Origin of the sequence: Novosphingobium mangrovisedimenti (assembly GCF_025153475.1) — a bacterium.
Taxonomy (GTDB): domain Bacteria; phylum Pseudomonadota; class Alphaproteobacteria; order Sphingomonadales; family Sphingomonadaceae; genus Novosphingobium; species Novosphingobium mangrovi_A.
Genome location: NZ_JANZXA010000010.1, coordinates 74,308 through 97,651, shown reverse-complemented (window position 1 = coordinate 97,651; position 23,344 = coordinate 74,308). Strand labels below are relative to the sequence as shown.

Here is a 23,344-nt window from a genome sequence, read left to right as displayed (position 1 = left end):
CCCGATCAGATCGTATAATTATACAATCCGGACTAGGACGCATGTCTGTTCGCCATTTGCCTTAGGCGACTGTCAAATTCCAGCTTTCTCTTGAGCAAGCGTTGCTGCTCGGCAAAAGACTCCTCCGACAGCTCGTTTTCGAACCGCGCAGTTGCCCGTGCCAGAGCTGCTTCCAGGACCGGACGCTCTACCAAGAGATCGATGGCCTGAGAGAGTTCCGCTGCCGCCTGCTGTGCATCTGCGTCGGGGGCCAGAAAGCCGAAGCGCAGCCCCGAATATTCAGCGGTCCCGGGAACTTCCAGACCATTTGCGCTCAATATGGTGGCAAGGGCATCGCTTTCAAGCACATCTGTTGCGTCACTGCATTCCAGCAGCGTGGAAAAGCGCGGATCGAGCTCGGAGGTGCGGGCCAACGCCTCTGCGTGGCGGTGAATTTGCCCGGGCCAGCGAATCAGGCCGGCGAGCACTGCATTGGACAGAGCGTCACGCGAACCGCCTGCCATGGCCTTGCGCAGCCGCTCGAGTGATTCGGGCGAGGACGGCGTGGGGGCAGGGCGCCCGGGCTGCCACTTGCCGCCACGTTGCCTGGGCTGGAAGCTCTGTCTGTTGCCGCCTTCCCAACGGTTCTCGCGCCTGGGAAAGGCGAAGGCGGAATAGCGGTCCTGCAATTCGCGGCGATAGAGGCTGGCGATGTCGGGATGCTGGATCGAATCGACATGCTCCATCAGACGGGCCTTGAGACCGGCCTTGTCCTCGGGTGTGGCAAGGGGGTGGGCGTCGCGTTCGAATTCCCACAGAACGTCGATCAGGCTCTGTGCCTCGCCCAGCAGTTCTTCCATCGCCTTGGCGCCTCTGGCCTTGATCAGGTCGTCGGGGTCGAGCCCCTCGGGCAGGCGTACGATGCGCAGCGAATGGGCCGGGCGCAGCAGGGGCAGGGCGCGGGTAATCGCACGCATCGCCGCGCGCTGTCCGGCGGCATCCCCGTCGAAGCACAGGATCGGCATTTCGACGTGGCGCCAGAGCAGTTCGATCTGGTTCTCGGTCAGCGCGGTGCCGAGCGGGGCGACGCACTCGGCAATTCCTGCCGCCGCGAGCGCGATCACGTCCATGTAGCCTTCGACCACGACCATCCGGCCCGACTGGCGCGCGGCCGGCGCGGCGCGGTGGAGGTTGTAGAGCGTGCGCCCCTTGTCGAAGAGCGGGGTGTCCGGCGAGTTGAGGTACTTGGGGGCGTCGGTCTTGGTCTTGGCGAGGATGCGTCCCCCGAAGGCGATCACCCGCCCGCGCGCATCCTCGATCGGCAGCATCAGGCGGCCACGGAACCGGTCGTAGGGATCGCGGTCTTCCACCGCGATCCTGAGGCCGGCCTCGATCAGCATGGGTTCCGGGAAGCGCGAGAGTGCCTCCTTCAGCGCTTGCCGGCCTTCCGGCGCATAGCCGAAGCCGAAGCGCTGCATGGTATGCCCGTCGAACCCGCGCGTCGCCAGATAGGCGCGCGCTGCCTCTCCTTCCGGCGCGGCGAGGTTGTGGACGAACCATTCCTGCGCCGCTGCCATGACATCGTGCAGCGTATCGCGCTTTTCCGCCGCCCGCGCGGCGCGCGGATCGGGGGCGGGAACGTCCATCCCCGCCTCGGCCGCCAGTTCCTTGACCGCGTCCATGAAGGCAAGGCCCTGGTGGTCGGTCATCCAGCGGATGGCATCGCCATGCGCGCCGCAGCCGAAGCAGTGATAGAAGCCCTTTTCGTCGTTGACGGTGAAGCTTGGGCTTTTCTCGTTATGGAAGGGGCAGCACGCCTTGTACTCGCGCCCCGCCTTCTGCAGGCGCGTCGAACGGCCGATCAGCGTCGAAAGCGTGATGCGGGATCTAAGCTGATCGAGCCATTGGGGCGTTAGCACGGGACGTGCCGCCTTTCGCTACGGGTCAGGCCAGCGCGGCCTTTACCCAGCCGCTGGCCTTGCCCATGTCGAGCTGGGCGCCGTGGCGTTCCTTGAGCAGGCCCATGACCTTGCCCATGTCCTTCATGCCCGCAGCACCGGTCTCGGTCTTGATCGCTTCGATCGCGGCCCTGGTTTCCTCTTCCGACATCTGCGCCGGCAGGAACTCCTCGATCACGACGAGTTCGGCCTTTTCCTCTTCGGCGCGCTCCGGTCGGCCGCCTTCCTCGAACAGCTTGATCGATTCGCGGCGCTGCTTGACCATCTTCTGCAGCACGTCGATCACCATGGCATCGTCCTCCGGCAACTCGGTGGCGGTGCGCAGTTCGATGTCGCGGTCCTTGAGCTTGGCGAGGATGAGACGCACGGCGGCGAGGCGCGGCTTGTCGCCCGACTTCATAGCGGAAATCTGTGCGGCCTTGATCGAATCGCGGATCATTGTTCTTCTGTTTTCCTGATGAGTGTGAAACGTGGCTGCGCAAAAGTTAGCAAGCCGCGCGGCAAATTGCACCCTCGCGCCTTGACGCCATGCACAACCGTGTCTAGCGGGTGGGCCTTAGCACTCATCGTCAGAAACGCCTCAAACGGAGCGACCCATCATGGCCGACGCCGCACATACGCTTGCGCCCAAACCGGAAGGGGCGACGGGCGTTCTCGTCCTGAGCGACGGGAACGTCATCTGGGGACGCGGATTCGGCGCCGAAGGAGAAGCGGTGGGCGAAGTCTGCTTCAACACCGCGATGACCGGCTATCAGGAAGTGATGACCGATCCGTCCTACGCCGGGCAGATCGTGACATTCACGTTCCCGCATATCGGCAATGTCGGTGTCAACGACGAGGATCTCGAATCGAAAGTCGAAGGCGCGGTCGGCTGCGTGGTTCGCGAAGACGTGACCCAGCCCTCGAACTTCCGCTCGCACGGCGCGTTCGGCGACTGGCTGGCGAGCAAGGGCAAGATCGGCCTGGCCGGTGTCGATACCCGCGCGCTGACCCGCCGCATCCGCCTTTCCGGCGCGCCCAACGCGGTGATCGCCTATCGTAAGGACGGCCAGTTCGACATTCCCGCGCTGCTCAGGAAGGCGCAGGAATGGCCCGGCCTCGAAGGCATGGACCTTGCCAAGCTGGTCAGCCGCCACGGCAAGGAAGACTGGGAAGGCTCCACCTGGGCGCTGGGCAAGGGCTACGGCCGGTCTCCGCGCGATGCTCGCCCGCACGTCGTCGCCATGGACTTCGGCGGCAAGGACAACATTTTCCGCAACCTGGTGAAGGCCGGAGCGCGGGTGACGGTGGTTCCCGCCGAAACCTCGCTGGAGCAGATCCTCGAACTCAAGCCCGACGGCGTGTTCCTCTCGAACGGCCCCGGTGATCCGGCGGCGACCGGCAAGTACGCCGTGCCGGTGATCCGGGGGCTGCTGGAGCGCGACATTCCGATCTTCGGCATTTGCCTGGGCCACCAGATGCTGGCGCTGGCCGCGGGCGCGAAGACTTCCAAGATGTTCCAGGGCCATCGCGGCGCGAACCATCCGGTCAAGCGGCTGGCGGACGACGTGGTCGAGATCACCTCGATGAACCACGGCTTCGCGGTCGACAACACGACGCTGCCCGACACGCTCGAGGAAACCCATGTCTCGCTGTTCGACGGCAGCAACTGCGGTATCGCCGTCAAGGGCAAGCGCGCCTTCGGCGTGCAGTACCACCCCGAGGCGAGCCCGGGGCCGCAGGACAGCTTCTATCTCTTCGAGAAGTTCGTGGGGATGCTGGGTTGAAGCGGGCAGCTGCCTTTGCGCTGGCCGCATGCGGCCTGGTCGCGGCGTGCAAGGAGGCGCCGCCCCGGCCACCGGCGATGAGCGACGCGGAGATCGGGGAAGTAGCACGCCAATGCGGCGTGCCCGCGTCGGCGATCAGTATCCGGGAGGACAAGGTTATTTTCGATCCTCCCGGGAATATCTCGTATGACAGTTCAACCTGTGTGCTGAAGGAGCTGCGCGCGCGGGTGCCCTCGATGCCGATCGGCTTCGGCGGCCAGGAACGATCTGCTTCGGAGAGACCGGGACAATGACCGACATCATCAGATACATGATCGCCTACTACGTCGCGGGGCCGGCCAACGACCTCAACATCGCGACGCGCTGGTATCCCTACGGCGAGCTGAACCTCATCATCGAGGACAAGTTTTCCATCGCCACGCGCAAGTTCGGCATGAAGGTGCGCGCGCAGTCGAAGGTGGCGGGCAAGCAGTTCCTCGACATGATGATCGAGAAGGGCGCCTGGTCGACCACCGAAAACGAGTTCGGCGGCAAGATGCACCAGTTCCAGGCCGACAAGTTCAGGGCGGCTATCAAGGAACTGCAGGCCAATGACCCGATCATTGCCCGGGCCGGGGGCGAAGGCCTCGAATTCTGGGAAAAGGCTTTCGGCGAACTGGTCGCCTGAGCGAACGAACGACACTTCACTCGAACACCAAGGCAGCACTTTCTCATGCCCAAACGCACGGACATCTCCTCGATCCTCGTCATCGGCGCGGGTCCGATCATTATCGGCCAGGCCTGCGAGTTCGACTATTCGGGGACCCAGGCGATCAAGGCGCTCAAGGAAGAGGGCTATCGCGTCGTTCTGGTGAACTCGAACCCGGCCACGATCATGACCGATCCGGACATGGCGGACGCGACCTATGTCGAGCCGATCGTGCCGGAAGTCGTCGCCCGGATCATCGAGAAGGAACGCCCCGACGCGATCCTGCCGACGATGGGCGGGCAGACGGCGCTCAACTGCGCGCTCGATCTGTTCAATGACGGAACGCTGGAGAAGTTCGGCGTGACGATGATAGGCGCCAATGCCGATGCCATCGACAAGGCCGAGGATCGCCAGCGCTTCCGCGAGGCGATGGACAAGATCGGTCTCGAATCGGCTCGCTCGGGCGTTGCCCATTCCTACGACGAAGCGCTCAAGGTGCTCGAGACGACGGGGCTTCCCTCGATCATCCGTCCCAGCTTCACGCTGGGCGGCACCGGCGGCGGCGTCGCCTACAACAAGGCCGAGTTCGAGGCGATCGTGCGCTCGGGCCTCGATGCTTCCCCGACCAACGAGGTGCTGATCGAGGAATCGCTGCTCGGCTGGAAGGAGTATGAAATGGAAGTCGTGCGCGACAAGCACGACAATTCCATCATCATCTGCTCGATCGAGAACGTCGACCCGATGGGCGTGCACACGGGCGACTCCATCACGGTCGCGCCCGCGCTGACGCTGACCGACAAGGAATACCAGATCATGCGCACGGCGAGCCTTGCCGTGCTGCGTGAAATCGGTGTGGAAACAGGCGGTTCGAACGTACAGTTCGCAGTCAATCCCCAGGACGGGCGGCTCATCGTCATCGAGATGAACCCGCGCGTTTCGCGTTCTTCGGCACTGGCGTCCAAGGCTACCGGCTTCCCGATCGCGCGCGTCGCGGCCAAGCTCGCGGTCGGCTATACGCTCGACGAGATCATGAACGAGATCACCGGCGCGACGCCGGCGAGCTTCGAGCCGACGATCGACTATGTCGTTACCAAGATCCCGCGCTTTGCCTTCGAGAAGTTCAAGGGCGCCGAACCGCTGCTGACCACCGCGATGAAGTCGGTCGGAGAAGTCATGGCGATTGGGCGCAACATCAAGGAATCGATGCAGAAGGCCCTGCGCGGCCTCGAAACCGGTCTGGACGGCTTCAACCGCGTCGCCGAACTCGAAGGCGCGGGCCGCGACACGATCACCGCCGCGCTGTCAAAGGCCACGCCCGACCGGCTGCTCAATGTCGGCCAGGCCCTGCGCGAGGGTTTCACTGTCGACGAGATCCACGCGATCACCCACTACGACAAGTGGTTCCTGCGCCACATCGAGGAAATCATCGCCGAAGAAACGAAGATCGTGAAGGATGGCCTTCCGATCGACGCGGCGGGCATGCGCCGGCTCAAGGCGATGGGCTTTTCCGACAGGCGCCTGGCCACTCTGGCGGTCCGTTCGGTCAACGTCGCCGGAGGACTGGCGGAGACGCAGGCCAAGCGTTCGGGGCTGCTGCATGATGCGCTGCGTGCCATGGCCGGGGCTACCAGCGAGGACGAAGTGCGCGCATTGCGCCACAAGCTGGGTGTCCACCCGGTGTTCAAGCGGATCGATTCCTGCGCGGCCGAGTTCGAGGCGATCACGCCTTACATGTACTCGACTTACGAGGCGCCCATCTTCGGCGCGCCCGAGGACGAGGCGATGCCGTCGGACCGCAGGAAGATCGTGATCCTCGGCGGCGGCCCGAACCGCATTGGGCAGGGCATCGAGTTCGACTATTGCTGCGTTCACGCCTGCTTCTCGCTGTCCGAGGCCGGTTACGAGACCATCATGGTCAACTGCAACCCGGAGACGGTCTCCACCGACTACGACACCTCCGACCGCCTGTACTTCGAGCCGCTGACGGCGGAGGACGTGCTGGAGATCCTGCGCGTCGAGCAGCAGAACGGCGAACTGGTCGGCGTCATCGTCCAGTTCGGCGGGCAGACGCCGCTCAAGCTGGCGCAGGCGCTGGAAGATGCGGGGATTCCGATCCTGGGCACTTCGCCCGACGCGATCGACCTTGCCGAGGACCGCGAGCGCTTTGCCGCGCTGGTCGAGAAGCTGAACCTCAAGCAGCCGGCCAACGGCATTGCCCGCAGCCGCGACGAGGCCGTCGCGGTGGCCAACCGCATCGGCTATCCCGTGCTCACCCGTCCCAGCTACGTGCTGGGCGGGCGCGCGATGGAGATCGTCGACAGCGAGCAGCAGCTCGATGACTACATCGCCACCGCCGTGCAGGTGTCGGGCGACAGCCCGGTGCTGATCGACCAGTACTTGCGCGATGCCATCGAATGCGACGTCGACGCCCTGTGCGACGGCGAGCAGGTCGTCGTCGCCGGCGTCATGCAGCACATCGAGGAAGCCGGCGTTCACTCGGGCGACAGCGCCTGCACCATCCCGCCCTACAGCCTCCCGGCCGAGATCATCGCCGAGATGGAACGCCAGGCCGAGGCGCTGGCCATGGGGCTCGGCGTGCGCGGGCTGATGAACGTGCAGTTCGCGGTGAAGGACGGAGAGGTCTACCTGATCGAGGTGAACCCGCGCGCTTCGCGCACGGTGCCTTTCGTCGCTAAGGCCATCGGCCAGCCGGTCGCCAAGATCGCGGCGCGCGTCATGGCCGGCGAGAAGCTCTCCACCTTCCCGCCGTTCAAGCGTGATCTCGACTACATGGCGGTGAAGGAGGCAGTATTCCCCTTCGCGCGCTTCCCGGGCGTCGACCCGGTGCTGAGCCCGGAAATGAAGTCCACTGGCGAAGTCATGGGTATCGACAAGGACTACCCGCGGGCCTTCGCCAAGGCTCAGCTCGGCGCCGGCATGCGCCTGCCGACCGAGGGCACGGTCTTCGTGTCGGTGAAGAACAGCGACAAGCCGATGATCGTGCCGGCCATCCGCAAGCTGATCGACAACGGCTTCCGCATCATCGCGACCTCGGGCACGCAGAAGTATCTCGCGGACGCGGGGCTTTCGGTCGAGCTGGTGAACAAGGTGGCCGAAGGCCGGCCGCACATCGTCGACAAGATCGTCGACGGCGAGGTGGACCTGATCTTCAACACGACCGAGGGCTGGCAGAGCCTGAAGGACTCGCAGTCGATCCGTGCATCCGCGATTACGGCGAAGGTTTCGATCTTCACGACCGCGGCTTCCAGCGTGGCGGCAAGCGAGGCGATTGCGACGATTCGTGGCAGCCAGCTTGAAGTGCGCTCGTTGCAGGATTATTATAGCTGAACTAGGTCTTGCTTCCCCACATCGCTGCGGATTGACCTGTCCCTTGAGGGGCGGGGCAGTCGACTAGTCGCAGCGGAGGGGGAGGCAGCAGGAGGAAGACGTCAGAATGGCCAGTATCGAAAAGCTGCCGATGCTTGCGGAAGGCTATGAAAAGATCACCGCGGAGCTGAAGGCCCTGCGTGAGGAACGGCCCCGCATTGTCGATGCGATCGAGGAAGCACGCGCACACGGCGACTTGTCGGAAAATGCCGAATATCACGCAGCCAAGGAGCGTCAGGGGCAGGTCGAGGCCAGTATTGCCGACCTCGAGGACAAGGTCAGCCGCGCGCAGATCGTCGATCCGGCGACCCTATCGAGCGACAAGATCATCTTCGGCGCGACGGTTACCCTGCTCGACGACGACGACAAGCCGGTGCGCTACCAGATCGTCGGCCCTTACGAGGCGGACGCCAAGGTCGGTCGCATCAGCTACAACTCGCCACTCGGCAAGGCGCTGATCGGGCGCCAGGTCGAGGACGAGATCGAGGTGACGGTCCCTTCGGGCGACAAGTTCTATCTCGTGCAGAAGATCGAATTCATCTGATCGACACTGTTCCGGTCTCGCTCCGGAACAGCCTGACAAAAAAGGGCCGGCAGTGATGCCGGCCCTTTTTTATGCAGCGTGTGACAGTCCGCTCAGCCTTCCGGCAGTTCGGGCTCAAGCAGGCGGTGCAGGTGCACGATCACGTATTTCATTTCCGCATCGTCGACGGTGCGCTGGGCCGCCGAGCGCCAGGCGTCTTCCGCGGAGGCGAAGTCGGGAAAGACACCGACCATGTCCATGGCGTTGAGATCGACGAATTCGAGGCTGCGCGGGTCCTTGACCCGGCCGCCCATGACAAGATGAAGCTTTTGCATGGGAGAGGACCGCTTTTCTGGTTGGGAGGAGCGGCCCCTATAATTTCACGCAGGGTATAGGGCAAGAGTAGATCGCGCCTGCGATGCGATCTCTTCAGATGCTGCAAATCAATAGCATTAAGCCTTGTGCGCCGGGCCTCAGGGGCAAATTTCTGCGCGGGATGCCCAAGGCGGTTGTCTGCGAGATGTGCGCAAGAAGTGTCGATCCGGACACGTCGCCATTGCTGAATGCCCAGCCTGGAACTTGCCCGCGTCGCCTAGCGCTTGATGCGGCCTTTCAGCTCGCTCGCCCTGGCCTTGACCTTTTGCGACCGTTCGGCCGCGGCATCGCCGATCCGCGCGGCCTTGTCCGAGGCGGTTTCCCCCAGGTCGCTGGTGCGGCGGGCCGTGGCGCGGCCGAGCGCGCCGGCGGCGGCAAGCGCGGCAGCGCCGTATTTCTCGATCCGGGACGCCGTGCGGTGGCCGGCATCTTCCGCCTTGTCCGCGAAGTCGGCAGCCTGTTTGCGCGCGCCCAGTCCCAGCGACTGCATCTTCTCGCCCGCCTCGCGTCCGAACAGCATGGTCGCCGCGCCCGCGGCTTCGGCAGCGCCGAGCGCCTTGCCGAGCATCTTGCGGCTCGCCTTGCCCCCCATCCTGCGCGGCAGGAGCGCACTTACCGCGACGCCCGCGGCGACAGCGCCGGCGACCGTCAGCGCGGGATGGCGCTTCACGAACGAGACGACCTTGTCGGACGGACGCGGCTGAGGAACGACGGCGGGCAGGGGAACGACGTTGTTGGCCTGCTCCGGGATGTCGGGATTGGTGGGTTCGGGCTCAGTCACGGTCCTGTTCCTCCAGCTTTTCCACCACCGGTCCGAGCATTTTCTCGATCCAGGCGATGATTGGGTTGCGTAACATCCAAAGCACCAGCGCGGCGATGGTTCCGCCGATGACGCCGGGATGTGTTTCGGCCACGGCCACGGCCTCGTCGAACATGTCTTTCGCCTGATCCATGGCTTCATCGACGATGCGCCCGGCAATGCCGCGCTCCTCGATGTCGGCCTTGAGGACGCCGTAGTGTTCGTCGAAGGCGGCGCGTGCGGCATCGCGTGCCGCGCGGTCGGCCTCGACCCGGGAAGCCAGATTGCCCATCAGGCGTCCTTCTCGTCGGAAATGACCGCCATCATCCGCTTGAGCTTCGAGCGGGCGGTGAGCGCGCAGATCCCTGCCGCCAGCAGCAGGCCGAAGGTTACAGCCGCCATGGCGCCCCACAGGCCCAGCACCGGTCCCAGCGCGATGACCGTGCCGGTGACAAACGCCACGACCGCAAAGAACACGACGACTGCCGCCACCACCAGCAGGCCGGCGATCGCCTTGGTTTCCGATCCGGCATAGGCCGCGCGCGATTTCTGGAACGCGAGTTCGGCCTGCGCCAGGGCCTTCGCCTCCTCGGCGAGCTGGCGCAGGTCTTCGGCAAGCGAAAGCCCCTCTGCCCCTTCGGCAAGGGGGGCGGGTTCATTCTCGGACTGTTGCATCGTCTTGGTGGACAGGTCCTGCGCGATGCTACTTGCTCTTCTTGAAGATGCGGCCGAACAGGAACCCGGCGGCCACCGCCATGCCCACGGCAAGGCCGGGGCTCTTGCGGACGAATTCCTTCGCGTCTTCGCCCAGTTCGTCGAGCGACTTCTCGTCGAGCTTGGTTGCCGCGTCCTGCATCGACTTCGATGCGGTGCGGGCATAGTCGCCGTACTTTGCTCCTACCTTATCGTCGATCAGGCCGGCATTGTCGTCGATCATCTTTGACAGCCCAACGATCGCCTTGCTGGTGCGCGCCTTGCCTTCGTTGGCGTATTCGGTCGCCTTCACCTTGGCGTCGGAGGCAAAGGCGCTGGCCTTCTCGCGGGCGTCGCCGGACCGCGACTTGGCCTCGTCGCTAAGATCGTCCTTGGTCTTGGTGAGCTTCTCGCGATACTCGCCTGCAAGAGCCTGCGCTCCGGCCTTGGCTTCTTCCATGGCCTTGGTGAAGTGATTCTTGGCGTTTTCAGTGCCGTCTTCGGTGGTGGTGGCAGTGGGTTCGACCATAGTGGTTTCCTTCCATTTTCACCCTTGGCGCGGGCTGACTGCTATATAATTGGTGCGCGGGCATATTAACACAAGACAACGATAACGCTGCAACGCAACTTGTCATGCGCAGTTCCCCTGCGTAGAGCGCCGCAAAAGGCGCAGAACGGCGTCACCAGCATGGAGTGCAGCACCAATGACCGCCATCATCGACATCCACGGCCGTGAAATTCTGGATAGCCGCGGCAATCCTACCGTTGAAGTGGACGTGCTGCTCGAGGATGGCAGCTTCGGCCGCGCCGCGGTTCCCTCGGGGGCCTCGACCGGCGCGCACGAGGCCGTCGAGCTGCGCGACGGCGACAAGGGCCGGTATCTGGGCAAGGGCGTGCTCAAGGCGGTCGACTCGGTCAACACCGAGATTGCCGAGGCGCTCGTGGGCATGGACGCCGAGGACCAGCGCGACCTCGACCTGTCGATGATCGAACTCGATGGCACCGAGAACAAGGGACGCCTGGGCGCCAACGCCATTCTCGGCACCAGCCTCGCCGTCGCCAAGGCCGCGGCCAATGCGCGCGGCCTGCCGCTCTATTCGTACATCGGCGGTGTTTCGGCCCACGTCCTGCCGGTGCCGATGATGAACATCATCAACGGCGGCGAGCATGCCGACAACCCGATCGACTTCCAGGAATTCATGATCATGCCGGTTGGCGCGGACTCGATCGCCGAGGCTGTTCGCTGGGGTTCGGAAGTGTTCCACACGCTGAAGAAGGGCCTGTCGGAAAAGGGCCTCGCCACCGCCGTGGGCGACGAGGGCGGCTTTGCCCCGAACCTTGCCAGCACCCGCGACGCGCTGGATTTCGTCATGGCCTCGATCGAGAAGGCCGGTTTCAAGCCGGGCACCGACATCCAGCTCGCGCTCGATTGCGCCTCGACCGAATTCTTCAAGAACGGCAAGTACGAGATCAGTGGCGAGGGCCTCTCGCTCGACCCGGTCGCTTTTGCCGACTACCTTGCCGACCTGTGCGCCGCCTATCCGATCGTTTCGGTCGAGGACGGCATGAGCGAGGACGACTTCGAGGGCTGGAAGGCGCTGACCGACAAGATCGGCGACAAGGTGCAGCTCGTGGGTGACGACCTGTTCGTGACCAATCCGAAGCGCCTGACCATGGGCATCGAGCAGGGCCTCGCCAACTCGCTGCTGGTGAAGGTCAACCAGATCGGCTCGCTCACCGAAACGCTCGAAGCGGTCTCGATCGCCAACCGCGCCGGCTACACGGCGGTCATGTCGCACCGCTCGGGCGAAACCGAGGACGCGACCATCGCCGATCTTGCAGTGGCCACCAACTGCGGCCAGATCAAGACCGGCTCGCTGGCCCGTTCGGACCGGCTTGCCAAGTACAACCAGCTCATCCGCATCGAGGAAGAACTGGGCAAGGCAGCGCGTTACGCCGGTGCCGGCGCGTTCGGTCGCCTGAGCGTCTGAAGCGCGCATCTGATCTTCTGAATTTCGATTGGAGCCCGCATTCGTCTGGGGATGCGGGCTCTAGTCAACATTGTCGATTAGTAATTTCGTCGCTATGTTTGCCCCTGATAGCAGAAGGGGCAATACAATGGAGGCGAAACCAAGGCGCAGGGTGAGGGACCCCGCCGCGACACGGGAAACCATCCTCGATGCGGCCAGCAATCTTCTGGCCAAGGACGGTGTGGAGGGCGTGAGCCTGTCTGCCGTCGCGCATCTCGCTGCGGTCAATCGCGGCACGGCCTACCAGCATTTCGAAACACGAGAGAAGCTGATCGAGGCCACGATCCAGTGGGTTTCGGACAAGCTCTTCCGGGCCGTCTTCGGCGATCCCGAGACCATTGGCGAGCGTCAGGTGGAGCAGGTCGACGTTGCCGCGCTGACCGACCGCCTGTGCGATTTCGCCATGGAAAATCCGGAGATCTGCCGGGTCTGGCTGCAGCAGGTGCTTGCCTCGCCCGATCCCAGCCAGGACCCGTTCTGGCGTGAATATTGCGGGTCGCTGGGGCGTTTCGCGGCGACCGGGCTTGCCGAGTCCGGCATCGATTTCGAAGTGCTGTCGGTCGTCAACCTCGCCGGTGTGTTCTTCTGGCCGATCCTGGCCCGCGCCCATGCAGCGGATGCCGCAGAGCGCAGCGAACTGTCCCGGCGTTTCAGCCACGAGATCCTGCGCCTGTCGATGTACGGGACGATGCGTGCCGAGGCCTTTCCCGATATTGCGAAGCGCTTGCGCGAGGAGGCGGCGGAGGCTCGCTCGCGCCGGGGCTAGGTTGCCAGCACTTCGCCTCGGCGATGCTGCGTTGCGACGCCATTGACGCGGCGGGTTCGATCCCGTTTCAGCAGGCGGCAAGAGTTCGAAGCCGGGCCACTGCAAAGGGCGGTCCGTCGCACGCATGATCGAAGGGCGCGGTGTCGCCCAGAGGAAGGGAGTGCTCCATGTTTTCCGCTATCGTGATCGACAAGACTGACGACGGCCAGACCGTCACCCTGCAACAGCTCGACGAGAGCGCGCTGCCCGAGGGCGATGTCACCATCGACGTCGCGTTCTCGACGCTCAACTTCAAGGACGGCCTCGCCATCACCGGCAGCTCGCCGGTCGTGCGCAAGTTCCCGATGGTTCCGGGCATCGACCTTGTCGGCACCGTCACCGAAAGCACCAATGCCGACTGGAAGGCCGGCGATACTGTCGTGCTCAACGGCTGGGGCGTCGGTGAAGTCCACTGGGGCGGCCTCGCGCAGAAGGCGAAGCTCAAGGGCGACTGGCTGGTTCCGCTGCCCAGCGCCTTCACCCCCGCGCAGGCCATGGCGATCGGCACTGCCGGTTACACCGCCGCGCTCTGCGTCGATGCGCTGATCGATGCCGGCGTTACCCCTGATCAGGGCGAAATTCTCGTCACCGGCGCGACCGGCGGCGTCGGTTCGGTCGCGATTGCGCTGCTCAAGAAGCTGGGCTTCTCGGTCGCCGCGCTGACCGGCAAGGCTTCGGAAGCCGACTACCTCAAGTCGCTGGGCGCCGAGACCATCATCGACCGCTCGGAGATGTCGGAAAAGGGCAAGCCGCTCCAGAAGGAGCGCTGGGCCGGTGTGGTGGATACTGCCGGCAGCTTCACGCTCGCCAATGCCTGCGCCCAGACCAGGTACGGCGGCGCCGTCGCGGCTTGCGGTCTGGCCCAGGGCATGGACCTGCCCGCCACCGTGATGCCGTTCATCCTGCGCGGCGTCTCGCTGCTCGGGATCGACTCGGTCATGGCCCCCAAGGCCAAGCGCCTCAAGGCCTGGGACCGTCTCGCCAAGGATCTCGATCCGGCGGTTCTCGACACCATCGGCCAGACCATTGGTCTCGGCGATGCCATCGAGGCGGCCAAGAAGTTCATGTCGGGCGAGGTCAAGGGCCGCTACATCGTCGACGTGAACGCCTGATCGGGCAAACCGGCATGCGCCCGGCAGCCGCTTTCGGCGGCGCCGGGCGTGTCTGCTCAAGATAATCCGGAACGGGACAGGACAGATGACAGCGAAGGTCGAAGTGGTGGACGGCATGTCGGTGGTGCGCGGTATTCCGCTGGCCGAGGAACCGGGCATCGGCGCGCTGACGCTGGGAGGGTTGATCCGCGAGGTCTGCGAGGCGCATGGGCCCAACGAGGCGCTCGTCCTTCACCTCGACGGCGAAGTGATCCGCTGGACCTATTCCGAACTGTGGGGCAAGTGCATGGCGGTTGCCCGTGCGCTGGTCGCCTGTGGCATCGGCAAGGGAACCCGCGTTGGCGTGATCGCCACGAACCGTCCCGAATTCCTCTCGAACGTCTTCGGCGCCGCGCTGGCGGGCGCGGTCCCGACGCCGATCAGCACGTTCTTCACGCCGACCGAGCTTGACGAGGTCCTGACCGCCTCGGGCGTTTCCGTCCTTCTGGCCGAGCGCAAGGTGCTCAAGAAGGACTTCGGAACCATCCTCGCCGAACTCGAACCGGCGCTGGCGAACAGCGCGCCGGGCGAATTCGCCTCCACGCGCTATCCGTTCCTGACGCATGTCGCCTTCATCGACAGCGACGAAGGGCTGGGCGCCATCGAAGGCACCGCGGCGTTCCTGGCGCGTGGTGAAGCGGTGGACCCGGCGATCGTCGACGCGCGTTCCGCGCAGGTTGCGCCGGCCGATCCGGGCATCCTGCTGTTCAGCTCGGGCTCGACCGGCAAGGTCAAGGGGATCCTCTCCGCCAATCGCGGTGCCTGTCTGCAAGCATGGCGCTGGCCGCAGTGGTACCGGTTCGAGGAAGCACCGCGCACCTGGTCCGCCAACGGCTTCTTCTGGTCGGGCAACTTCTGCCAGGGCTTGGGCGCGACGCTCGCGGCGGGCGGCGCGCTGATCCTGCAGCGCTGGTTCGACGCCGAAGAGGCGCTCACGCTGATGGATCGCGAGAAGGCGACGATGCCGGTGGCCTGGCCGCACCAGTGGGCGCAGCTCGAAGCTGCCTCGAACTACGGGGACGTGGATCTTTCCAGCCTCAAGTATGTCGACATGAACACCCCGCTGGCGCGCCACGAGACCGTCCATTCGACCTGGCGCCAGCCCGAGTGGGCCTATGGCAACACCGAGACCTTCACGCTCATCACCATCTACCCGGCCAATACGCCGGAAGACGAGCATCGCAACAGCAACGGCGTGCCGACGGCGGGATCGATCATCAAGATCGTCGAGCCGCTCACCGGCGCCACCGTGCCCGTCGGCGAGCGCGGGGAGATCGCGGTGAAGGGCCCGACGCTGATGATGGGCTACATCGGCATTCCGCTTTCGGAATCGGTGGACGACGAAGGCTTCCTGCGCACGAGCGACGGCGGCTACGTCGATGCCGGTGGGCGGCTCTTCTGGGAAGGCCGTCTCAACGACATCATCAAGACCGGCGGCGCCAACGTTTCGCCGCTGGAGATCGACGCGGTGATCCGCGAATGCCCCGGCGTGAAGATCTCGCAGACCGTGGGCGTGCCTGACGAACTGCTGGGCGAACTGGTTGTCTCGTGCATCGTTCCGCACGAGGGCGCCAGCCTCGACGAGGCGACGATCCGTAATTACGCCAAGGAAAAGCTGGCCAGCTACAAGCTTCCGCGCCGTGTGCTCTTCGTCGAGGAAAGCGATCTCAAGACGACCGGCAGCTCGAAGATCAAGACTGCGGACCTGCGCAAGCTGGCCGCCGAGAGGCTGAAGGAAATGGACGCCCAGGCCGGCTGAAAGCCGAACCGGGAAGGGGAGAGGGAAAGACGATGACGGGAACACCCGCGTTCGAGGACTGGCTGGCGATCTGCAATCTCAAGGCGGCGTATTGCCGCCTGCTCGACACCAAGGACTGGGATAACTGGAAGCAGCTCTTCACCGAGGACTGCGTGGTCGATACCCGGCCGAGTGGCGGCACGCTGGAGGAAGGGCGCGACCGCTTCACCGGCATGGTAAGCAGGTCCCTGGCCGACGCAAAGACCGCGCACCAGATCCACTCCCCCCAGATCACTGTCGAAGGCGACACCGCCGAAGTGGTCTGGGCCATGCAGGATCGGGTGATAAAGGACACGTTCGCTCTGACCGGTTATGGCCACTATCACGAGACCTGCGTGCGCACAGCCGATGGCTGGAAGATCGCGCGCCAGACGCTCACACGCCTGATCGTGGAAATGGACGGTAAGCCCGCGTGAGCTGAAACGCTCTTGATTCAAGGCACTTGCGTTCCCTGCAAGATTTGTCTGGTCAATACTAAGCAAGCCTACTAATTCTGGCCGGATGGAACGCAGGGTCGGTACGGTACTCGCACAAGTGGCGCGCCTCATGCGGCGTGCCTTCGACGAACGTGCCCGTGAAATCGGCGTGACGAGACCACAATGGCAGGTGCTCAGCGTGCTGCTGCGTCACGAAGGCATCAAGCAGGGTGGCCTTGCCGAAATTCTCGAGGTCGAACCGATCACCGCAGGACGGATGATCGACCGTATGCAGGATGCGGGGCTGGTCGAGCGCCGCGACGACCCGGCCGACCGGCGGGCCTGGCGGCTCTATCTCACCGGGCGTGGGCGCGAGATCATGGATCGCCTGCAGCCATTGGCGCGGGAAACCTCCGACCAGACGCTCAGCGGCATTTCCGAGGCGGAAACGGCGGCTCTTCTGGGCACGCTTGAAAAGATGCTGGAAAACCTCACCGGCCGGCCTGCCGGAGCGAACAGCTGGGACGACTGAGCGGTATCGCTCCCGCGCGCCCTGGGGGGCTCGCTGGCCAACTATCGCGAGCGCGATAGGCAGGTTCTTGCCGAGAAGCTATGTTGCTGGAAATCAAACTACCCGGCAGCCATGTCTCTTCAGCTGCCGCGTGAAGTAGTTTTGGATTGGGAGGAACTGTGGGCAAGACGATCGTCATTACCGGTGCCGGCGCGGGCATGGGCAAGGCTCTGGCGCAGCGCTTTGCAGGCGAAGGGGAAACCGTGATCCTGCTTGGGCGCACCTTTTCGAAGGTTCAGTCGCTCGCCGACGAACTCGGCGCGCCTGCGATGGCGGTGGAATGCGATGTCGCCAATGCCGATTCCGTGCGCACGGCCTTTGCCAAGATCGCCGAGGTTCACCCCAGGATCGACGTGCTGATCAACAATGCCGCGATCTACGAGCCGTTCACTGTCGCCGAAGCGACCGACAAGCAGATCGACAGCATCATTGCCACCAACCTCAATGGTCCGATCTACTGCTGCCGCGCGGCCATCCCGATGATGGAAGCCGGCGCGCAGATCATCAACGTGGGCAGCGAGTCGATCGCGGTGCCTTTCGTGATGCTCTCGCTCTACCAGACGTCGAAGGCCGGGCTCGAGATGTTCAGTTCGGCGCTGGAAGCCGAACTCGAGGAATCGGGCATCCGCGTGACCGTGGTTCGCGCCGGGCCGATGTTCGACGAGGGCAAGGAAGCCCCGAACTGGGATCGCGACGCCGCGATGCGTTTCCACATGGGATGCGCCAAGAACGGCCTCGACCTGCGCACCCGTCCGGTCTCGCACTCCGCGTCGGTGACGGGCGTGTTCCGCGCCGTGCTGGACCTGCCGCCCGACGTGAAGCTCTCGCACGTCACCATCGGGGCCCGCAAACCCTGATTTCCATTCGTTTTCCGACCTGATTTCGACACTTGCCAAGGATCAATCCATGACCACCCTTCCAGATGCCAAGCTCTACATCGACGGCAAGCTGCGCGATGCAACCGGCGGCGCGACATTCGACGTCATCAGCCCCTGGACCGGCGAACCCGTAGGCAAGGCGGCCGACGCAACCGCCGAGGACGTGGAAGCCGCGATCGCGGCCGCGCGCCGTGCCTTCGACACCACCGACTGGTCGACCAATGTCGAAAAGCGCGTGGCGCTGGTGAAGAAGTACCGCGAGCTGTTCGAAAAGAACCGCGCTCGCCTGGGCCAGCTGGCCGTGCACGAAGCCGGCGCCGCGCTTGGCGCCGTGAACCGTGCACAGGTCGACATGGCCCTCGATGGCTGGGACGACTACATGGCCGTGTTCCCGAAGGTCGAATGGGAACTGGACTACGGCGAAAAGCCTGCGTTCGGCATGATCCACAAGCGTCTCGGCCTGCGCGAAGCGGTGGGCGTCGTCGGCGCGATCACCCCGTGGAACGTGCCGCTCTACGTCAACATCGGCAAGGTCGTCGCCGCGCTGCTCGCCGGCTGCACCGTCGTCCTCAAGCCCGCTCCGGACACGCCGGGCATGGGCGCTATCTTCGGTGAACTGGCCAAGGAAGCCGGCTTCCCCGATGGCGTCATCAACGTTGTGTTCGGTGCCGATCCGGCGCTCGCCGGCGAAATGCTGGTGACCGATCCGCGCGTCGATCTGATCTCGTTCACCGGCTCGACCGGCGTCGGCAAGCGCATCATGGAGCAGGGCGCCGCTTCGCTGAAGCGCGTGTTCCTCGAACTGGGCGGAAAGTCGGCCAAGATCGTGCTCGACGATGCGCCGAACTTCCAGATGGACGTGGCGATGTCGATGCTGGTGTTCCACGCCGGTCAGGGCTGTGCGGTGCATTCGCGCCTGCTCGTCCCGAAGAGCCGGTACGAGGAAGCCAAGGCGATCCTCAAGGGCGCCTACGGCCAGTTGGGCGACAACTGGGGCGTTATCGATAATCCGGCGCACATCATGGGCCCGGTCGTCTCCAGGCGTCAGATGGAGCGCGTGAAGAGCTACATCGACCTTGGTCAGGAAGAGGGCGCGACGCTGCTCGTCGGCGGCAACATCCGTCCCGACAAGGGCAACGGCTTCTTCGTCGAGCCGACCTGCTTCGTCGACGTCACCAACGACATGCGTATTGCACAGGAAGAGATCTTCGGTCCGGTCCTGGTCGTCATCCCCTATGAGGACGACGAGGATGCCATCCGCATCGCCAATGAAAGCTCCTATGGTCTTTCGGGCGGCGTATCGGGCAGCCACGACCGTGCGATGAACATCGCGCGCCGCGTGAAGACCGGCTCGATGAGCGTCAACAACGGCATGTGCATTGCCGGCGACATTCCCTTCGGCGGCTTCAAGGCCAGCGGCATGGGCCGCGAATGGGGTGTCGAGGGCATTGAGGAATATACTGACATCAAGATGCTGGCATGGCCGGTTGGCCAGGCTGAGCCGGCCTGATTTGAAATAAAATAATCGGAGGGCAGGTCGAACCGGGCTTGCCCTCCATAAAATTGTGGGGGATGGGCGTGGCGATGGATATGGAATCGCCCAGTCTGAAGGGGCTGCAGCCGCAGCTGGCGGCCGCGGTGACCGATGCATGCGCGTCGGTCAGTCATAACCTCAATGGGCAAAAGCTTGGACGAAAAGGCAGGATCACGCGTGAGCGGATCCTGGCTGCGGCGATCGAACTGATCGATTCTCCAAAGGAACCCGTCACGCTCAGTTCCGTCGCGCGCCGGGCATCGCTCGGCATGACGTCGCTCTACAATTACTTCACCGACCTGACCGAACTGCTTCTGGCCGTTCTGGAGCCGGTTATGGCCACGGCGGATGCCGCCTACCTGAACTTGCTGCGCGAACGCTGGCCCGACGACGCGCTGTTCGATTACTGCTATCGGTTCGTGCGCGCCTATCACGATTTCTGGTTCCGGCACTCGCGCCTGCTGCACATGCGCAATGCGCTGGCCGACCAGCGCGACGAGCGCATGCTGGCCCATCGTATCGAGAGCACGCGGCCGATCATTTCGCTGCTCGTGCGCCAGATGGGGCGCGAAACGTTGACAAAGGTCAGTCCGGACACGTCGATGGCGACGATGGTGATGATCGGGATCGAACGCTCGATCACGGTCGCGACCGACCGGGACCTGCGGCGGCAGGTCGGCATGGGGCCGGACGTCAGCGAGGATCGCTTTCTCGTTCCCGGCGCAAGGCTGATGGAACTGGCGATCCGGGATGCGCGCTCGGGATCGCGCTATCTGGCGCACTAGATCGCGGGCGGAGCCTCTCGGGCGAAGAACAGAAAAGGCCGGCGTAGCAACATGCTACGCCGGCCTTTTTTCCATGATCTGCGAAGAAGAGCGGGGGCTTACTTCTTCTTGCCGCCCACGCCCTTGAGGTACTCTTCCATGCCCTTGATGTAGTCGGGATTGAGCATCAGGCCCGAGTTGGCCATGCGCTCGACATGACGGGCGGAATCGCGGCCCACCTCGGCGCACAGCTCGATCGCGACCTTGGCCGCGCCCATCTGCTCTCCGTTCTGCTTGGCGAGGTGCTGGCAGAACTCCATCACTTCCTGCTCGAACGTTTCGTCCTCGAAGACCTGGTGGACGAGGCCCATGGTCATGGCCATGTCGGCGGGGGCAGGCTTGTTGGCCATGATGAGCCAGCGCGCCCAGTGCGGGCCGCACAGGCGCGTGAGACGCGAAACGCCGCCCGAAGCCGGGAGCACGCCGAACAGGCCTTCGGGGAAGGCATAGCCGGCGCTCCTGGCGGCGAGACGGAAATCGCACGAGAGGCTCATTTCGAGGCCGCCGCCCACGCACATCGCGTGATGCGCGACGACGATGGGCTTCTCGACGTGTTCCATCTCGTCCCACAACTGCTGCATGTTGTTGAGGTTGAGGCGGTGGTTCTCGCGGATCTTGCTGGCCGAGTTGGCCGCGACGTTCACTTCCGAGGCGATGTTGCGGTTGCCGCCGCGCAGGTCCGCGCCCGAACTGAAATAGCGACCCTGAGAGCGGATCAGCATGACCTTGAGCTCGGGTGTTTCGCGCAGGCGCAGCACGGCTTCGGTGAGCAAGTCCATCATCTCGCGGCTGATCGCGTTGAGCTTGTCGGGACGGTTGAGCGTCGCGACGAGGATCTTGCCGTCGACGACTTCGGTCAGCAGGTGCGGTGCTTCTTCGGACATCCTATCCTCTCCTCAGTTGCGCGAGCGCGGCAGGCCAAGGCCCTTTTCGGCGATCATCGAACGATGCACCTGGCTGGTGCCGCCGTAGATAGTCGTCCCGTGGGCGTGGCGATAGGCGAGGTTGACGTGATCCGCCGCACCCTTGCGCTTGGACAGCGAGTAGGGCGCGGTGAGGTCGAGCAGGTCGCGCGAGTCGGTGATGAACAGCTCGGACGAGAACATCTTGGCCATCGGGCCATAGGCGCCGTTGCCCTTGCCGTGGACCTGCGTCCAGTTGGCGCGGTAGGCGATGAGCTCGGAGGACAGGACGTTGGCGTACGTGCGCGCCAGCCGCGTCTGCGCCTTGACGGTGTCGATCAGCTTGCCGCCGCCCGCGACCGGGATCTCCTGGCACAGCTCGACGGCGCTTTCGAGCATCGCGCGCTGCACCTTGGCGAAGCCGCCGCCGTGTTCCAGCTCGAGGCTCGCGGCCATCGTCCGTCCGCCGCTGTTGATTTCGCCCAGACGCCAGGTGTCGGGTATGCGCACATTGTCGTAGAAGGTGACGTTGGTGCGCTCGTCCATGAAGGTGTGCACGGCCTGCACGGTGACGCCCTCGGCCTTGAGCGGCACGATGAACATCGTCAGGCCCTTGTGCTTGGGCGCGTCCGGATCGGTGCGGCAGAGCATCAGCACATAGTCGGTCAGGTTGGCGCCGCTCGTCCACATCTTGGTGCCGTCGATCAGCCAGGAGCCGTCTTCCTGCTGCGTGGCCTTGCACTTCGCGGCGAAGACGTCCGAACCGCAGCCCGGCTCCGAATAGCCCAGCGAGCAGATCGCATCGCCCGACATGACCTTGGAGAGGACGTCGCGCTTCAGCTCGTCGGTGCCGAAGCGGTACATGATCAGCGCTACCATCTGCGCGACGTTGGCGATCGGATTGTTCCAGCCTTCTTCCTCGAAGGCGTCGCGCGCGGCGGTCACCGCATAGGGGCTGAGGCCGCGGCCGCCGATGTCTTTGGGCAACTGCAGATAGGCAAGGTTCGCCTCGACCAGTTGCTTGTGGATGACCGGGTTGTGGCCCTCCCACGAGAAGTGGAACTTCTCGCGCTGCTCGTCGGTGACGTTCCTGGCGAAGAACTCGTGGATTTCCTGCTGGATCGCGCGGGCATCCTCGCCGAGGTCGAATTCGACCGGGACTTCGCCGGCGTCGGGAAGGTTGGTGGTCTCGGCCGCATAGAGGCGGCGGCCGGCTTCGGTGAGCCAGTCTTCCGGATCGCCGGCGATCAGCGGCCAGGCCTTGGCGCGCAGGTTGTAGAGGTGAATGTCGTGCTCGGTGGTAAGGCCGATGCCGCCGAAGGTCTGCACCGCATGGCGCACCGTGCGGCCGGCCGCGCCTGCCGCGTACCACGCCGCGAGCGAAATCTGGGCACCGGCTGCCGCTTCGCCGTCGGCGATCGAGCGCATCGCCTTCCAGGCGAGGAACTTGGCGGAATCGATCTCGCAGATGAGGTCTGCCATCGGGTGCGAGAGCGCCTGGAACGTGCCGATGAACACGCCGAACGCCTTGCGCTCACCAGCATATTCGGCGGCCATCATCAGCGCCGCGCGGCTCAGGCCAGAGAGCGCCAGTGTCATCAGCAGCTTCCATTCCTCGATGCCGCTGGCGAAGGCCGCGAGCGCATCCTCGCCGCTGCCCAACACGGTGGCGGGCAGGGCGGCGAGATCGAGTTCGGCGATCGGCGTGGAAGCCAGGTTCGGCTCCGCGATGCGCGCTTCGGCCGGCACCGGGATCAGTACGACATCGTCACCCTTGCGGGCGATCACGGCGTCGGCGACCAGTCCGCCCGCGACCCACTGGCTGGGGAATTCCGCGATGTCCTGCATGGCGATGGTCACGACCTTCTCGCCGCCGATGGCGCTTTCGAGGAGTTCGCCCTGGCCGCCGAGCTGGCCCAGCAGGCGCGTCGCCACCAGCGCTTCGGCCAGCGGGCCGGAGACCAGCGTGCGGCCGGCCTCCTCCATCAGCAGCCCGGCGTCGAACAGGCCGAGGCCCATGCCGCCGGCCTGTTCGGAAACGCGCATTGCAAAGGCGCCGAGTTCGGCGAGCCCCGCCCACATCCCGGCATCGAAGCCACCGGTGTCCTGGGCTTTGCGGACCCGTTCCGTGCTCGAGTTGTCGTCAAGGAAGCGCGCGAATGTGTCGCGCATCATTTCCTGTTCGTCGGTGAGGTCGAAGTTCATTGCAGGCTATCCCGGGGCTTATTGTTGTCGCTCGGCTTTCGCGTTCACGAGACGCGCGTTTA

The 23,344-nt window shown here is 64.5% G+C and carries 23 protein-coding genes; 14 read left to right on the top strand and 9 right to left on the bottom strand.

Annotated features, from left to right (window positions below):
* Positions 1-32: 32 nt before the first annotated feature.
* Positions 33-1,898 (bottom strand): DNA primase, encoded by a 1,866-nt coding sequence (gene dnaG / locus NZK81_RS14855; RefSeq protein ID WP_260046923.1) that lies wholly within the window; start codon positions 1,896-1,898, stop codon positions 33-35.
* 25 nt (positions 1,899-1,923) lie between these two features.
* The gene (locus tag NZK81_RS14850; RefSeq protein WP_260046922.1) at positions 1,924-2,376 is read right to left on the bottom strand and encodes a GatB/YqeY domain-containing protein; all 453 of its coding nucleotides are present in this window, start codon (positions 2,374-2,376) and stop codon (positions 1,924-1,926) included.
* Between the two features lie 160 nt (positions 2,377-2,536).
* Here NZK81_RS14850 and carA point away from each other — a divergent pair, with 160 nt between their 5' ends.
* The 5 genes from carA to greA all read left to right on the top strand — a co-directional run bounded on the left by carA (position 2,537) and on the right by greA (position 8,322).
* Positions 2,537-3,703 carry a glutamine-hydrolyzing carbamoyl-phosphate synthase small subunit gene (carA, locus tag NZK81_RS14845; protein WP_260046921.1) on the top strand — a complete coding sequence of 389 codons (1,167 nt, stop codon included), beginning with the start codon at positions 2,537-2,539 and terminating at the stop codon, positions 3,701-3,703.
* Positions 3,700-3,996: a MerR family transcriptional regulator gene (locus tag NZK81_RS14840; protein ID WP_260046920.1), complete on the top strand. Its 297-nt coding sequence runs from the start codon at positions 3,700-3,702 to the stop codon at positions 3,994-3,996. The genes carA and NZK81_RS14840 overlap by 4 nt, the downstream gene beginning before the upstream one ends.
* The gene (locus NZK81_RS14835) at positions 3,993-4,370 is read left to right on the top strand and encodes a hypothetical protein (protein ID WP_260046919.1); all 378 of its coding nucleotides are present in this window, start codon (positions 3,993-3,995) and stop codon (positions 4,368-4,370) included. The genes NZK81_RS14840 and NZK81_RS14835 overlap by 4 nt, the downstream gene beginning before the upstream one ends.
* A 45-nt stretch (positions 4,371-4,415) precedes the next feature.
* Entirely contained in the window at positions 4,416-7,739 is a 3,324-nt protein-coding gene (gene carB / locus NZK81_RS14830) for a carbamoyl-phosphate synthase large subunit (RefSeq protein WP_260046918.1), read from the top strand.
* A 106-nt stretch (positions 7,740-7,845) separates the two neighbouring features.
* Complete coding sequence (greA, locus tag NZK81_RS14825) at positions 7,846-8,322, top strand: transcription elongation factor GreA (RefSeq protein ID WP_260046917.1); 477 nt, start codon at positions 7,846-7,848, stop codon at positions 8,320-8,322.
* Between the two features lie 92 nt (positions 8,323-8,414).
* On the opposite strand, the gene NZK81_RS14820 is transcribed toward greA, so the two are convergent.
* From NZK81_RS14820 to NZK81_RS14800, 5 genes are all read right to left on the bottom strand, one after another.
* Positions 8,415-8,636 (bottom strand): DUF4170 domain-containing protein, encoded by a 222-nt coding sequence (locus tag NZK81_RS14820; RefSeq protein ID WP_260046916.1) that lies wholly within the window; start codon positions 8,634-8,636, stop codon positions 8,415-8,417.
* A gap of 257 nt (positions 8,637-8,893) precedes the next feature.
* Positions 8,894-9,457: a hypothetical protein gene (locus NZK81_RS14815; RefSeq protein WP_260046915.1), complete on the bottom strand. Its 564-nt coding sequence runs from the start codon at positions 9,455-9,457 to the stop codon at positions 8,894-8,896.
* Positions 9,450-9,767: a hypothetical protein gene (locus NZK81_RS14810; protein WP_260046914.1), complete on the bottom strand. Its 318-nt coding sequence runs from the start codon at positions 9,765-9,767 to the stop codon at positions 9,450-9,452. Before NZK81_RS14810 ends, NZK81_RS14815 begins: the two co-directional genes overlap by 8 nt.
* Positions 9,767-10,150: a phage holin family protein gene (locus tag NZK81_RS14805; protein WP_260046913.1), complete on the bottom strand. Its 384-nt coding sequence runs from the start codon at positions 10,148-10,150 to the stop codon at positions 9,767-9,769. Before NZK81_RS14805 ends, NZK81_RS14810 begins: the two co-directional genes overlap by 1 nt.
* A 28-nt stretch (positions 10,151-10,178) precedes the next feature.
* Positions 10,179-10,697, bottom strand: a complete 519-nt coding sequence (locus NZK81_RS14800; protein ID WP_260046912.1) for an apolipoprotein A1/A4/E family protein — start codon at positions 10,695-10,697, stop codon at positions 10,179-10,181.
* Positions 10,698-10,872: 175 nt separating this feature from the next.
* On the opposite strand from NZK81_RS14800, the gene eno reads away from it, so the two are divergent.
* The 9 genes from eno to NZK81_RS14755 all read left to right on the top strand — a co-directional run bounded on the left by eno (position 10,873) and on the right by NZK81_RS14755 (position 20,136).
* Positions 10,873-12,159, top strand: a complete 1,287-nt coding sequence (gene eno / locus NZK81_RS14795; RefSeq protein ID WP_260046911.1) for a phosphopyruvate hydratase — start codon at positions 10,873-10,875, stop codon at positions 12,157-12,159.
* A 151-nt stretch (positions 12,160-12,310) separates the two neighbouring features.
* Entirely contained in the window at positions 12,311-12,964 is a 654-nt protein-coding gene (locus NZK81_RS14790) for a TetR/AcrR family transcriptional regulator (protein ID WP_260046910.1), read from the top strand.
* Between the two features lie 167 nt (positions 12,965-13,131).
* Entirely contained in the window at positions 13,132-14,115 is a 984-nt protein-coding gene (acuI, locus tag NZK81_RS14785) for an acrylyl-CoA reductase (NADPH) (RefSeq protein WP_260046909.1), read from the top strand.
* Between the two features lie 85 nt (positions 14,116-14,200).
* Positions 14,201-15,913: a class I adenylate-forming enzyme family protein gene (locus NZK81_RS14780; protein WP_260046908.1), complete on the top strand. Its 1,713-nt coding sequence runs from the start codon at positions 14,201-14,203 to the stop codon at positions 15,911-15,913.
* Positions 15,914-15,945: 32 nt separating this feature from the next.
* Positions 15,946-16,368 carry a nuclear transport factor 2 family protein gene (locus NZK81_RS14775; RefSeq protein ID WP_260046907.1) on the top strand — a complete coding sequence of 141 codons (423 nt, stop codon included), beginning with the start codon at positions 15,946-15,948 and terminating at the stop codon, positions 16,366-16,368.
* Positions 16,369-16,453: 85 nt separating this feature from the next.
* On the top strand, positions 16,454-16,900 hold the full coding sequence (locus tag NZK81_RS14770) for a MarR family winged helix-turn-helix transcriptional regulator (protein WP_260046906.1): 447 nt from the start codon (positions 16,454-16,456) through the stop codon (positions 16,898-16,900).
* A 158-nt stretch (positions 16,901-17,058) separates the two neighbouring features.
* Entirely contained in the window at positions 17,059-17,796 is a 738-nt protein-coding gene (locus NZK81_RS14765; protein WP_260046905.1) for an SDR family oxidoreductase, read from the top strand.
* A 49-nt stretch (positions 17,797-17,845) separates the two neighbouring features.
* Positions 17,846-19,327, top strand: coding sequence for an aldehyde dehydrogenase family protein (locus tag NZK81_RS14760; RefSeq protein ID WP_260046904.1), 1,482 nt, complete (start codon positions 17,846-17,848; stop codon positions 19,325-19,327).
* Positions 19,328-19,407: 80 nt separating this feature from the next.
* Entirely contained in the window at positions 19,408-20,136 is a 729-nt protein-coding gene (locus tag NZK81_RS14755; protein ID WP_260046903.1) for a TetR/AcrR family transcriptional regulator, read from the top strand.
* Between the two features lie 98 nt (positions 20,137-20,234).
* On the opposite strand, the gene NZK81_RS14750 is transcribed toward NZK81_RS14755, so the two are convergent.
* Positions 20,235-21,059, bottom strand: a complete 825-nt coding sequence (locus NZK81_RS14750) for an enoyl-CoA hydratase/isomerase family protein (protein WP_260046902.1) — start codon at positions 21,057-21,059, stop codon at positions 20,235-20,237.
* A gap of 12 nt (positions 21,060-21,071) precedes the next feature.
* Entirely contained in the window at positions 21,072-23,282 is a 2,211-nt protein-coding gene (locus NZK81_RS14745) for an acyl-CoA dehydrogenase family protein (RefSeq protein ID WP_260046901.1), read from the bottom strand.
* Positions 23,283-23,344: the final 62 nt, after the last annotated feature.

Bases quoted from the DNA above. Each gene is read 5' to 3' on its own strand.
- carA (WP_260046921.1), top strand. From the start codon at position 2,537: ATGGCCGACGCCGCACATACGCTTGCGCCCAAACCGGAAGGGGCGACG.
- NZK81_RS14755 (WP_260046903.1), top strand. From the start codon at position 19,408: ATGGAATCGCCCAGTCTGAAGGGGCTGCAGCCGCAGCTGGCGGCCGCG.
- NZK81_RS14835 (WP_260046919.1), top strand. From the start codon at position 3,993: ATGACCGACATCATCAGATACATGATCGCCTACTACGTCGCGGGGCCG.
- eno (WP_260046911.1), top strand. From the start codon at position 10,873: ATGACCGCCATCATCGACATCCACGGCCGTGAAATTCTGGATAGCCGC.
- NZK81_RS14800 (WP_260046912.1), bottom strand. From the start codon at position 10,697: ATGGTCGAACCCACTGCCACCACCACCGAAGACGGCACTGAAAACGCC.
- NZK81_RS14750 (WP_260046902.1), bottom strand. From the start codon at position 21,059: ATGTCCGAAGAAGCACCGCACCTGCTGACCGAAGTCGTCGACGGCAAG.
- acuI (WP_260046909.1), top strand. From the start codon at position 13,132: ATGTTTTCCGCTATCGTGATCGACAAGACTGACGACGGCCAGACCGTC.
- carB (WP_260046918.1), top strand. From the start codon at position 4,416: ATGCCCAAACGCACGGACATCTCCTCGATCCTCGTCATCGGCGCGGGT.
- NZK81_RS14780 (WP_260046908.1), top strand. From the start codon at position 14,201: ATGACAGCGAAGGTCGAAGTGGTGGACGGCATGTCGGTGGTGCGCGGT.
- NZK81_RS14770 (WP_260046906.1), top strand. From the start codon at position 16,454: ATGGAACGCAGGGTCGGTACGGTACTCGCACAAGTGGCGCGCCTCATG.
- NZK81_RS14820 (WP_260046916.1), bottom strand. From the start codon at position 8,636: ATGCAAAAGCTTCATCTTGTCATGGGCGGCCGGGTCAAGGACCCGCGC.
- greA (WP_260046917.1), top strand. From the start codon at position 7,846: ATGGCCAGTATCGAAAAGCTGCCGATGCTTGCGGAAGGCTATGAAAAG.
- NZK81_RS14745 (WP_260046901.1), bottom strand. From the start codon at position 23,282: ATGAACTTCGACCTCACCGACGAACAGGAAATGATGCGCGACACATTC.
- NZK81_RS14850 (WP_260046922.1), bottom strand. From the start codon at position 2,376: ATGATCCGCGATTCGATCAAGGCCGCACAGATTTCCGCTATGAAGTCG.
- NZK81_RS14810 (WP_260046914.1), bottom strand. From the start codon at position 9,767: ATGGGCAATCTGGCTTCCCGGGTCGAGGCCGACCGCGCGGCACGCGAT.
- NZK81_RS14805 (WP_260046913.1), bottom strand. From the start codon at position 10,150: ATGCAACAGTCCGAGAATGAACCCGCCCCCCTTGCCGAAGGGGCAGAG.
- NZK81_RS14760 (WP_260046904.1), top strand. From the start codon at position 17,846: ATGACCACCCTTCCAGATGCCAAGCTCTACATCGACGGCAAGCTGCGC.
- NZK81_RS14775 (WP_260046907.1), top strand. From the start codon at position 15,946: ATGACGGGAACACCCGCGTTCGAGGACTGGCTGGCGATCTGCAATCTC.